The organism is Formosa undariae (assembly GCF_042427615.1).
Classification (GTDB): domain Bacteria; phylum Bacteroidota; class Bacteroidia; order Flavobacteriales; family Flavobacteriaceae; genus Formosa; species Formosa undariae.
In genome coordinates this window covers 114,004-125,161 of sequence record NZ_JBHMEZ010000012.1, presented here as the reverse complement: position 1 = coordinate 125,161, position 11,158 = coordinate 114,004, and the positions used below count along the sequence as shown (strand labels likewise).

Annotated in this window: 11 protein-coding genes; all 11 read left to right on the top strand. The window is 32.8% G+C overall.

Going from position 1 to position 11,158, the window contains the following annotated elements:
* The first annotated feature begins 70 nt into the window (after window positions 1-70).
* The 11 genes from fabG (at window position 71) to hisIE (ending at window position 11,155) form a co-directional block, all read left to right on the top strand.
* Window positions 71-817 carry a 3-oxoacyl-[acyl-carrier-protein] reductase gene (gene fabG, locus ACFFVB_RS11565; protein WP_382382965.1) on the top strand — a complete coding sequence of 249 codons (747 nt, stop codon included), beginning with the start codon at window positions 71-73 and terminating at the stop codon, window positions 815-817.
* A 3-nt stretch (window positions 818-820) separates the two neighbouring features.
* Complete coding sequence (locus tag ACFFVB_RS11560; protein WP_382382964.1) at window positions 821-2,848, top strand: VWA domain-containing protein; 2,028 nt, start codon at window positions 821-823, stop codon at window positions 2,846-2,848.
* 10 nt (window positions 2,849-2,858) lie between these two features.
* Window positions 2,859-3,674: a prohibitin family protein gene (locus ACFFVB_RS11555; protein WP_382382962.1), complete on the top strand. Its 816-nt coding sequence runs from the start codon at window positions 2,859-2,861 to the stop codon at window positions 3,672-3,674.
* Between the two features lie 247 nt (window positions 3,675-3,921).
* On the top strand, window positions 3,922-4,779 hold the full coding sequence (gene hisG / locus ACFFVB_RS11550; RefSeq protein ID WP_382382960.1) for an ATP phosphoribosyltransferase: 858 nt from the start codon (window positions 3,922-3,924) through the stop codon (window positions 4,777-4,779).
* Between the two features lie 15 nt (window positions 4,780-4,794).
* Window positions 4,795-6,084: a histidinol dehydrogenase gene (hisD, locus tag ACFFVB_RS11545; protein WP_382382959.1), complete on the top strand. Its 1,290-nt coding sequence runs from the start codon at window positions 4,795-4,797 to the stop codon at window positions 6,082-6,084.
* Window positions 6,084-7,124 carry a histidinol-phosphate transaminase gene (gene hisC, locus ACFFVB_RS11540; RefSeq protein WP_382382957.1) on the top strand — a complete coding sequence of 347 codons (1,041 nt, stop codon included), beginning with the start codon at window positions 6,084-6,086 and terminating at the stop codon, window positions 7,122-7,124. The genes hisD and hisC overlap by 1 nt, the downstream gene beginning before the upstream one ends.
* The gene (gene hisB, locus ACFFVB_RS11535; protein WP_382382956.1) at window positions 7,121-8,257 is read left to right on the top strand and encodes a bifunctional histidinol-phosphatase/imidazoleglycerol-phosphate dehydratase HisB; all 1,137 of its coding nucleotides are present in this window, start codon (window positions 7,121-7,123) and stop codon (window positions 8,255-8,257) included. Before hisC ends, hisB begins: the two co-directional genes overlap by 4 nt.
* Window positions 8,258-8,363: 106 nt before the next feature.
* Entirely contained in the window at window positions 8,364-9,020 is a 657-nt protein-coding gene (gene hisH / locus ACFFVB_RS11530) for an imidazole glycerol phosphate synthase subunit HisH (protein WP_382382955.1), read from the top strand.
* A 19-nt stretch (window positions 9,021-9,039) separates the two neighbouring features.
* On the top strand, window positions 9,040-9,768 hold the full coding sequence (gene hisA, locus ACFFVB_RS11525) for a 1-(5-phosphoribosyl)-5-[(5-phosphoribosylamino)methylideneamino]imidazole-4-carboxamide isomerase (protein ID WP_382382953.1): 729 nt from the start codon (window positions 9,040-9,042) through the stop codon (window positions 9,766-9,768).
* 6 nt (window positions 9,769-9,774) lie between these two features.
* Window positions 9,775-10,530: an imidazole glycerol phosphate synthase subunit HisF gene (gene hisF / locus ACFFVB_RS11520; RefSeq protein ID WP_382382952.1), complete on the top strand. Its 756-nt coding sequence runs from the start codon at window positions 9,775-9,777 to the stop codon at window positions 10,528-10,530.
* Between the two features lie 25 nt (window positions 10,531-10,555).
* A complete protein-coding gene (gene hisIE, locus ACFFVB_RS11515; RefSeq protein ID WP_382382950.1) occupies window positions 10,556-11,155 on the top strand; it encodes a bifunctional phosphoribosyl-AMP cyclohydrolase/phosphoribosyl-ATP diphosphatase HisIE in 600 nt (199 codons plus the stop codon).
* Window positions 11,156-11,158 lie beyond the last annotated feature (3 nt).

Sequence of the window (11,158 nt, the reverse complement as noted above, 5' to 3'; positions counted from 1 at the left end):
TGTGAGGTTTTTTTATAAGGTCATACTTTGAATTAGTATATTTGAAATTCAATATTTTATTTAATTATACATGAAATTATTAGAAGGAAAAACAGCAATTATTACAGGTGCAAGCCGTGGAATTGGTAAAGGAATTGCTCAGGTTTTTGCGCAACATGGTGCAAACGTAGCATTCACTTATAGTTCTTCTGTAGAAGCAGCTAATGCTTTAGAAGAAGAATTAAATGGTTTAGGAATAAAAGCTAAAGGTTACCAAAGTAATGCTGCCAATTTTGATGAAGCTCAAACTCTGGCCGAAGATGTTGTAAAAGAATTTGGAAGTATAGATATATTAGTAAATAACGCGGGAATAACAAAAGACAATTTGTTAATGCGTATAAGTGAAGACGATTTCGATCAAGTTATAGAAGTAAACTTGAAATCTGTTTTTAATATGACCAAAGCGGTACAACGTACTATGCTTAAACAACGTAAAGGATCTATTATTAATATGAGTTCTGTTGTTGGTGTAAAAGGAAATGCAGGTCAGACTAACTACGCGGCATCTAAAGCAGGAATTATAGGGTTTTCTAAATCTGTAGCCTTAGAGTTAGGTTCTAGAAACATTAGAAGTAACGTTGTTGCTCCAGGTTTTATTGAAACTGAAATGACGGCTAAGTTAGACGAGGCTACTGTAAAAGGATGGAGAGCAGGAATTCCTTTAAAAAGAGGAGGGACTCCAGACGATGTTGCAAATGTATGCGTGTTTTTAGCAAGTGATATGAGTGCGTATGTTACCGGACAAACGTTAAATGTAGATGGTGGAATGTTAACATAATATATGCCTACAGAAACCATATTATATATTATTCTCGCTGGAATTGTAGCGCTTTTGTTAGCTTTATTTCAGTATAAATTTAAAGTAAAAAGCATGTCTAAACAGTACATGCTTTTTACTTTTTTAAGGTTTATCACCATTTTTTCTGTTTTGTTGTTGTTAATTAATCCAAAGTTTGAACAGCTTAAATTAACGACAGTAAAACCAAAATTATTAGTTGCTGTAGATAATTCTAATTCTATAGTGCAATTAAAACAAGACGATAACGCAAAAAAGGCATTAAAATCTATCCGTTCTAATTCAGAATTAAATGAAAAATTTAATATTGAATATTACACCTTCGGAACCACTTTAAATGTAACAGATTCTTTAACTTTTTCTGAAAAACAAACCGATGTTTCTTCAGCTTTAGAAGCGCTTCAAGATATTTATAAAGACGAAGTGGCGCCAACAATTTTAATTACAGACGGAAATCAAACTTTTGGTACTGATTATGAATTTTCATCTTACAAACAGCCGGTTTATCCTATAATATTGGGAGATACAACCACTTATGTCGATTTAAGCATAAGACAACTTAATGTAAATAAATATGCGTATTTAAAGAATAAATTTCCAGTTGAAACTATTCTGGTATACAATGGGAAAGAAACGGTAAACACCACCTTTACGGTTACGGCAGGCAAACAAACCGTTTATTCAAAAAATATAACGTTTAGCAGTACTCAAAATTCTGAAGTTTTACAGTTTACTTTACCTGCAAATCATGTGGGACTATCGGCGTATAAAGCACATTTAAAACCTTTAGAAACGGAGAAAAACACAGCGAACAATATTAAGAATTTCGCGGTTGAAGTGATAGATGAAACCATGAATATTGCTATTATTTCTAGTTATTATCATCCCGATTTAGGAATGCTTAAAAAAAGTATTGAAAGTAATGAGCAACGATCGGTTTCTATTTTAAAACCAAGTGAAATTAAATCTAAATTAAATGATTTTCATTTAGTTATACTGTATCAGCCTAATAATCAGTTTAAGTTTATTTTTGATGCGATTAAAACTGAAAATAGAAATGCATTTATAATTTCCGGAGTTCAAACAGATTGGTTTTTCCTGAATAATCAGACCAAAGCTTACGAGCATGATATTACACCACAAACTGAAATCTATCAAGGCGTTTTCAATACTAATTATGCAACATTTATTGTAGACGATTTAGATTTTGAATCTTTTCCACCATTATTATCCACATTTGGAGAGGTTACCTTTTTTACACCTTTCGAAACGTTATTATATAAAAAGTATGGGAATTTAACAACCGAACAACCGCTATTAGCCACTTTTGAAGCAGATGGTAGGCGAGAGGCTCTATTGTTGGGGGAAAACCTATGGCAATGGCGAGCGCAGAGTTTTATAAATAAAAAATCGTTTAATACGTTCGATAATTTCATGGGAAAATTAGTTCAGTATTTGGCTTCAACAAAACGAAAAACGCGATTGGTTGTCGATTTTGAATCCTTTTACGAAGGTGTAAATAATGTGGTTATTAAAGCACAGTTCTTTAATAAGAACTATGAATTCGACGGACGAGAAACGCTTCAGATAAAATTAAAAAATAAGGAAACAGGAGAGGAGACGGAATTACCTTTTGTGCTAAAAAATAACAATTATCAGGTCGATTTAAGTCATTTGTTGGCCTCGGAATATGAGTTTACAGTGAAGGCTAGTAATGAAAACATTTCAAAATCTGGAACCTTTACTATTTTAGAGTATAATGTCGAACAACAGTTTCTAAATGCTAATGTTACGAAGTTAAATCAATTAGCAAATAAAACGAGCGGTAAGTCTTATTTGTTAAGTAGTTATGATTCTATTTTTAATGATTTAATTTCAAATAAAAAATACGCAACCATTCAAAAAAGCACAAAGACAACTCTAGGTTTAATTGATTGGAAATATGTGCTAGGAATCATAGTTTTCTGCTTATCTTTAGAGTGGTTTATAAGAAAATATTATGGATTAACTTAATAAAAATATAATGGATAAATTACCTAAAATTGCATTACCTATTCTTGTTGCTATCGTAGCAGTAATCATTTTAATTTCAAAATCGGCTATCACCATTAACTCAGGGGAAGCTGGAGTATTATATAGAACATTTGACGACGGAGTTGTTACAGATGAGCCTCCTTTAGGAGAAGGTTTTCATGTTGTTGCCCCTTGGAACAGAGTATTTATTTACGAAGTAAGACAACAAGAGATTTACGAGAAAATGAATGTACTTTCTTCTAACGGACTAGATATTAAATTAGAGGCTTCTGCATGGTTTCAACCACAATTCGAAAATTTAGGAAAACTACATCAAGAAAAAAGTGAAATGTATATAGAACGTATTTTACTTCCTGCCATTCGTTCTGCAGCAAGAAGCGTTGTTGGTCGTTATACACCAGAGCAATTATATTCTAGTAAACGTGACGCGATTCAGCAAGAAATTTTTGACGAAACGAAAAATATTGTATCTGATCAATACATTCAATTAAATCAGATTTTAGTTAGAGACGTAACGTTGCCTTCGACTATTAAAGATGCTATTGAGCGTAAATTAAAGCAAGAGCAAGAATCTTTAGAATATGAATTTAGATTAGTTACAGCTCAAAAAGAAGCTCAAAAACAAATTATTGAAGCACAAGGTAAGGCTGATGCGAATAGAATTTTAAGTGAGTCTTTAAATGATAAGATTTTACAAGATAAAGGAATTGAAGCTACGGTTAAATTATCTGAATCTCCAAATTCTAAAGTCATTGTTATTGGTTCAGGAAAGAGCGGTATGCCAATTATTCTAGGAAATCAATAATTAATTAATATTTTTTAGTTTAAAACTTGCATAAGTGTTTTAAATTTCTGAATATTTGTAATATAACAAAATCAAAAAAATGAATTTTATTCAATTACATCATCATCATTTTCATACTTGTACTTAGACGAGCTGAAGGTGTATTGAATAATTTCAAAATAATATATTTTTAAACCCCGTTTGAGTTAATCAGATGGGGTTTTTATTTTTCTCCAGATGATATTACTCAAACCATATAATTAAGACAATGAGTAAATTAAAAATTGCAGTCCAAAAATCAGGTCGACTTTACGACGAATCTATGCAAATCCTTAAAGACATAGGAATTTCTATAGACAATGGGAAAGAACAATTAAAAGCATCGGCTAAAAATTTTCCTTTAGAAGTGTTTTATTTACGAAACGGAGATATTCCTCAGTATTTAAAAGACGGTGTTGTAGATGCCGCTATTATTGGTGAGAATGTTCTAATTGAAAAGGGAGGAGAAATTCAAATTGTACAAAAATTAGGTTTTTCGTCTTGTAAAGTATCTATTGCTGTACCAAAATCTGCAAAGTATACAAGCATGCAGGATTTAGAAGGTAAACGTATTGCAACCTCTTATCCTAACACAGTGCAACAGTTTTTAGACAAAAATAACGTAAATGCACAATTGCATATTATTAACGGGTCTGTAGAGATTGCTCCCAATATTGGTTTAGCAGACGCTATTGTCGATATCGTTTCTAGTGGAAGTACATTGTTTAAAAACGGATTAAAAGAAGTTGAAGTATTATTAAAATCGGAGGCTGTTTTGGCTGCTTCTCCATTAATTTCTGATGCTAATTTAGAGACTTTAAATATCATTAAATTCAGAATTGAATCTGTTTTAAAAGGTCGTCGTTCTAAATATGTGTTGCTTAATGCACCAAATGATAAATTAGAAGAAATTATTGCCATTTTACCAGGTATGAAAAGCCCAACAGTATTACCTTTAGCACAAGAAGGATGGAGCTCTGTTCATACTGTAATTGACAAAAATAAATTTTGGGAAATTATCGACGAACTTAAAGGGCATGGAGCCGAAGGTATTCTTGTTTGTCCTATCGATAATATGGTTTTATAACTAAAGACATATACAATGAAAATTATTGAAAACCCCATTAAATCAGATTGGTCGGAGATATTAAAGCGTCCGACTCAAACTGTAAACGACATAGAAAAAACGGTTACTCAAATTTTCGATGAAGTTAAACATAACGGGGATGCTGCTATCGCAAAATATACATCGCTTTTTGATGGTGTAAATTTAGATGATAATTTAGTAAGTGCAGATGAGATTGAATTTGCTAAATCGCAAGTGTCTGAGGATTTAAAAACTGCAATTATTACTGCTTATCAGAATATTGAACGTTTTCATGCCGCTCAAAAAACAGATAAAGTTGAAATAGAAACGATGCCTGGAGTGTACTGTTGGCAAGAAAAACGAGCTATTGAAAAGATTGGATTGTATATTCCAGGAGGAACAGCGCCTCTATTTTCTACCGTTTTAATGTTAGCTATTCCTGCAAAAATTGCAGGTTGCAAAGAAATCGTGTTATGTTCGCCTCCAAGTGCTACGGGAACGATTGCTAATGAGATTTTATTTGCGGCCGATTTATGTGGTGTTTCTAAAATTGTAAAAGTAGGAGGTATTCAAGCTATTGCCGGATTAACCTTCGGAACTAAAAATATTCCTCAAGTTTATAAAATCTTCGGACCAGGAAATCAATTTGTAACAGTTGCAAAACAATTGGCTACAAAGCATGGTGTTGCTATAGATATGCCAGCAGGACCGAGTGAACTGTTAGTCGTGGCAGACGATTCTGCTAATCCAGAATTTGTGGCTTCAGATTTATTAAGTCAGGCAGAGCATGGAGCCGATAGTCAGGTTATTTTAGTCTCGACTTCCAAAACGATGATAGACGATGTTTTAAAGGCCGTAGATGTTCAAATAGAACAATTACCAAGACAAGAAATTGCAAAGAAAGCTATCGCAAATTCAAAGTTGATTTTTGTTGAAAACGATAAAATTGCTCTAGAATTAATAAATGAATATGCTCCAGAACATTTTATTATTTGTTCTAAAAATGAAGCTCTTTTTGTAAACGGTATTAGCAATGCAGGTTCTGTATTTATAGGAAACTATACGCCTGAAAGTGCCGGCGATTATGCTTCAGGAACAAATCATACCTTACCAACAAATGGATTTTGTCGCGCGTATTCTGGTGTGAATTTAGATAGTTTTTTAAAGAGTATTACTTTTCAAAAAATATCTAAAAAAGGCTTATTAGATTTAGGTCCAATTATAGAAAAAATGGCGGCTGCCGAAGGTTTAGAGGCACACAAAAATGCTGTGACTTTAAGATTAAACGATATAAATAAAAATTAATGGCAACTGTACAAGATCTTTTAAGACCTTCCATAAAAGCACTAAAAGCCTATTCGTCTGCAAGAGACGAGTTTCAAGAAGAAACGAGTGATATGGTGTTTATAGATGCAAACGAGAACCCGTTTAATAATGGTGTAAATCGGTATCCAGATCCGCAACAAAATGAAGTTAAGGACCTACTTTCTGAAATAAAAAACGTTTCTAAATCTAATATTTTATTAGGAAATGGAAGTGATGAAGTTTTAGATTTATTAATGAGAGCATTTTGCGAACCTAATAAAGATAACATCATTATTTTACCGCCTACATATGGTATGTATGAAGTTTTGGCAAATTTAAATGCTGTTGAAACTAGAAAGGTTTTATTGTCTGAAGATTTTCAACCAGAAGGCGATCAGATTTTAGATGTCGCAGATTCAAACAGTAAAATATTATTTTTATGTTCGCCAAATAATCCTTCAGGTAATAGTTTTAAAGATTATGAAGTTGAAGCATTATTAAAGAAATTTGGTGGTATTGTCGTTATAGACGAAGCCTATATAGACTTTTCTAATCAAGATAGTTGGTTAGATCGTTTGGAAGAATTTCCAAACTTAGTCATTACTCAAACCCTATCTAAAGCTTACGGAATGGCAGGTATACGACTAGGTATTTGCTATGCTTCACAAGAAATTATTAAAGTTTTAAATACCATAAAACCACCTTATAATATTAATGTGTTAACGCAAAATAAGGCGGTAGAATTATTAAAACAAACCGATGTAATAAGTGATGAAATCGATTCGATTTTAATAGAACGTAGTCGATTAATGTCAGATTTAAAATCTATTTCTTACGTTAGTAAAATATATCCGTCAGATACTAATTTCGTTCTTGTAAAAGTAGACGATGCAACAACACGTTATAATCAATTAATAAAAGAAGGCGTTGTCGTTCGTAACAGAACAACCCAGCCGTTATGCGAAAACTGTTTACGTTTAACTGTAGGAACACCTTTAGAAAATAAAATGCTAATCACCGCACTTACCAAGTTACAATGAGACAAAAAGTATTATTTATAGATCGTGATGGTACGATTATTAGAGAGCCTGCAGACGAGCAAATTGACAGCTTCGAAAAATTAGAGTTTTATCCGAAAGTTTTTCAATATTTAAGCAAAATAGCTAAGGAGTTAGATTTCGAAATTGTGATGATTACGAATCAAGATGGTTTAGGAACAGAGGTTTATCCTGAAGATTCATTTTGGCCGGTTCATAACTTTATTCTTGAAGCCTTTAAAAATGAAGGTGTAGAATTTAAGGAGCAATTTATAGATAGAACGTTTGCAAAAGACAACGCGCCAACTCGTAAACCTAATACAGGTTTACTTACACAGTACTTTTCTGAAGCTTACGACTTAGAGAATTCTTATGTAATTGGTGATCGTTTAACGGATATTGAATTAGCAAAAAACTTAGGTTCTAAAGGGATCTTTATAAACGATAATACTAATCTTGGTACAGACGAAATCACGGTTAAACGTGAGGCTTTAAACGATTTTATTACGTTAGAGACGAATGATTGGGAAGTGATTTTTAAACATTTAAAAGTTGAAGATCGTACGGGAAGTATTGAGCGTAATACCAATGAAACTAAAATTAAAATTGATTTAAATTTAGATGGTACAGGTAAAAGTAATATAGATACAGGAATTGCTTTTTTCGATCATATGTTAGATCAAATTGCACGTCACGGGCAGTTAGATTTAGATTTAAAAGTTATTGGTGATTTAGAAGTGGACGAACATCATACGATTGAAGATACAGCGATTGCTTTAGGTGAATTATTCAATACTGTTTTAGGAAATAAATTAGGTATAGAGCGTTACGGTTTTTATTTACCAATGGACGATTGTTTAGCTTCGGCGGGCATTGATTTTGGAGGAAGAAATTGGTTAGTTTGGGAAGCCGATTTTAAGCGTGAAATGGTTGGAAAAATGCCAACAGAAATGTTTTATCACTTTTTTAAATCGTTTACCGATGGTGCAAAATGTAATCTAAACATTAAGGCAGAAGGGACTAACGAACATCATAAAATTGAAGCCATATTCAAAGCGTTTGCAAAAGCAATTAAAATGGCAGTAAAACGTGATGTGGAAAAAATGATTTTGCCATCCACTAAAGGTATGTTGTAAAAAAACAAGCCCAACTTAATCTTCCTGAAGGGAAGAGACACTCTTAGGAGTATTGGTTGGGAAATAACTTTATTTAGGTTATAAATAAGGTTGCAATTAAAATGATATGAATTCAGAAAAATTAAAAAATACGAGTGAGAGTTCTTCCCCTTCGGGGAAGTTAGATGGGGCTCTTCCAACTGTAGTTATAATAGATTACGGTGCTGGAAATATAAAAAGTATTCAATTTGCTTTTAAGCGTTTGGGGGTCGATGCTATTTTAACTAACGATCCTGAAACAATTAGAAATGCAGATCGTGTTATTTTTCCTGGAGTAGGAGAAGCAAGTTCTGCTTTAAAAATGCTAAAAAATAGCAAATTAGATAAATTAATTCCTACCTTAACTCAACCCGTTTTAGGGATTTGTTTGGGGATGCAATTACTTTGTAAAACAACCGAAGAGGGAAATACCGAAGGATTAGGAATTTTTCAAGTTCATGTAAAACGCTTTCCAAATACGGTAAAAGTCCCACAAATGGGATGGAACACAATTAAAAATTTAAAGTCCGATTTGTTTAAAGATATACCCGAAGCATCTTATATGTATTTAGTACATAGCTATTATGCAGAGGATTGTAAAGAAGCAATTGCGACAACCAATTATAACGGAAACTATACAACCGCTGTAAAACATAACAACTTTTATGGTGTACAATTTCATCCAGAAAAAAGTAGTCTTGCAGGTGCTAAATTGCTTGAGAATTTTTTAAATCTAGAATCATAAACGGATTAACACATAACGAATGAGAATTATACCAGCCATAGATATTATAGACGGAAAATGTGTCCGTTTAACTAAAGGTGATTACGATACAAAGAAAATATATAACGAAAATCCGTTAGAAGTAGCTAAGAGTTTTGAAGATGCGGGTGTAGAATATTTACACTTAGTAGATCTTGATGGCGCTAAGGCAAGTACTATTATCAATTATAAAGTTTTGGAACAAATCACGTCTAAAACGAATCTTAAAGTTGATTTTGGTGGCGGATTAAAAACTAACGAAGACTTATATATTGCTTTCAATTCTGGAGCGAAACAAGTGACGGGTGGAAGTATTGCTGTTAAAGACAGTACGATGTTCGAAAGTTGGATTCAAAAATACGGAAGTCAGAAAATTATTTTAGGTGCTGATGCTAAAAATGAAAAAGTAGCTATTAGTGGTTGGTTAGAAGAAAGTAGTTTAGAAGTTACCCCGTTTATAAAAGGATATATGAATAAAGGGATTCAGTACGTTATTTGTACCGATATTTCTAAAGATGGGATGTTAGAAGGTCCATCATTCGACTTATATAAAAAGATAATCACCGAAAATCCTAACATTAAACTAATTGCTTCTGGTGGAATTTCTTGTAAAGAGGAATTACCAAAACTTAAGGAGTTAGGTTGCGAAGGTGTAATTATAGGTAAAGCAATTTACGAAAACAAAATCAGTATGAAGGATTTAGAAAAACTGGTTGTAAACTCTCAATAAATTAATATGCTTACAAAACGAATTATCCCTTGTTTGGATATTAAAAATGGAAGAACCGTAAAAGGTGTTAATTTTGTCGACCTTATTGATGCTGGAGATCCGGTAGAATTAGCAAAGCAATACGCTTTAGAAGGTGCAGACGAATTGGTGTTTTTAGATATTTCGGCAACTTTAGAAGGTAGAGGAACGACTCTCGATATGGTTTTACATGTTGCAGAACAAGTAAATATACCATTTACTGTAGGAGGCGGGATTTCTTCAATAGAACACGTAGACGCTTTATTACAATGTGGAGCAGATAAAATATCTATAAACTCTTCTGCTGTTAAGCGCCCTGAATTGGTTAAAGAATTATCAGAAAAATTCGGAAGTCAGTGTGTGGTTGTAGCCATTGATGCTAAAGAAGTAGACGGACAATGGAAAGTGCATTTGGCAGGAGGAAGTATTCCTACTGAAATCGATTTATTTGAATGGGCCAAGCAAGTTGAAGATTTAGGAGCGGGTGAAATTTTATTCACCTCCATGAATCACGATGGAACAAAAAATGGTTTTGCAAATGAAGCTTTAGCGAAACTTTCAAATATGCTTAATATTCCAATTATCGCTTCTGGTGGAGCAGGAAGCATTCAGCATTTTGTAGATACGTTTAAAGACGGAAAATCTGATGCCGCTTTGGCAGCGAGTGTGTTTCACTTCGGAGAAATTCCTATTTCAGAATTAAAAGAAGAATTAAAGAATAATAATATAGCCGTAAGATTGTAAAATTTTACATTTCAAATTAATAGTGATGAATATAGATTTCAATAAAAATAGCGACGGACTAGTGCCTGCAATTATTCAAGATGTTTCAACTAAAAAAGTGTTGATGCTTGGTTATATGAATGCTGAAGCTTTAGAGAAAACGAAAGAAACGAAATTAGTTACCTTTTACAGTAGAACAAAACAACGTTTGTGGACTAAAGGTGAAGAAAGCGGAAATGTCTTAAATTTAGTGGATATAAAATTAGATTGTGATAATGATAGCTTATTAATTTCAGTACTTCCAAAAGGACCAACATGTCATAAAGGGACAGATACATGCTGGGCAGAACCAAATGAGGAAACTTACGGATTTATTTCACATCTTGAGGATGTTATTAAGGACAGACGTCTAAATTCTACGCCCTCAGAATCGTATGTGTCTTTTCTATTTGAGAAAGGCATTAATAAAATAGCTCAGAAAGTAGGAGAGGAAGCTGTTGAAGTTGTTATTGAAGCAAAAGATAACGATGCTGATTTATTCCTAAATGAAAGCGCCGATTTATTATTTCATTACTTAATTTTACTTCAGGCTAAAGGTTTTGAAATAAAAGATGTTGTTGAAATCTTAAGAGGAAGAGAAAAATAATAA

Excerpts from the sequence above, each read along its gene's own strand:
- fabG (WP_382382965.1), top strand. The coding sequence starts at position 71 with ATGAAATTATTAGAAGGAAAAACAGCAATTATTACAGGTGCAAGCCGT.
- ACFFVB_RS11560 (WP_382382964.1), top strand. The coding sequence starts at position 821 with ATGCCTACAGAAACCATATTATATATTATTCTCGCTGGAATTGTAGCG.
- ACFFVB_RS11555 (WP_382382962.1), top strand. The coding sequence starts at position 2,859 with ATGGATAAATTACCTAAAATTGCATTACCTATTCTTGTTGCTATCGTA.
- hisG (WP_382382960.1), top strand. The coding sequence starts at position 3,922 with ATGAGTAAATTAAAAATTGCAGTCCAAAAATCAGGTCGACTTTACGAC.
- hisD (WP_382382959.1), top strand. The coding sequence starts at position 4,795 with ATGAAAATTATTGAAAACCCCATTAAATCAGATTGGTCGGAGATATTA.
- hisC (WP_382382957.1), top strand. The coding sequence starts at position 6,084 with ATGGCAACTGTACAAGATCTTTTAAGACCTTCCATAAAAGCACTAAAA.
- hisB (WP_382382956.1), top strand. The coding sequence starts at position 7,121 with ATGAGACAAAAAGTATTATTTATAGATCGTGATGGTACGATTATTAGA.
- hisH (WP_382382955.1), top strand. The coding sequence starts at position 8,364 with ATGAATTCAGAAAAATTAAAAAATACGAGTGAGAGTTCTTCCCCTTCG.
- hisA (WP_382382953.1), top strand. The coding sequence starts at position 9,040 with ATGAGAATTATACCAGCCATAGATATTATAGACGGAAAATGTGTCCGT.
- hisF (WP_382382952.1), top strand. The coding sequence starts at position 9,775 with ATGCTTACAAAACGAATTATCCCTTGTTTGGATATTAAAAATGGAAGA.
- hisIE (WP_382382950.1), top strand. The coding sequence starts at position 10,556 with ATGAATATAGATTTCAATAAAAATAGCGACGGACTAGTGCCTGCAATT.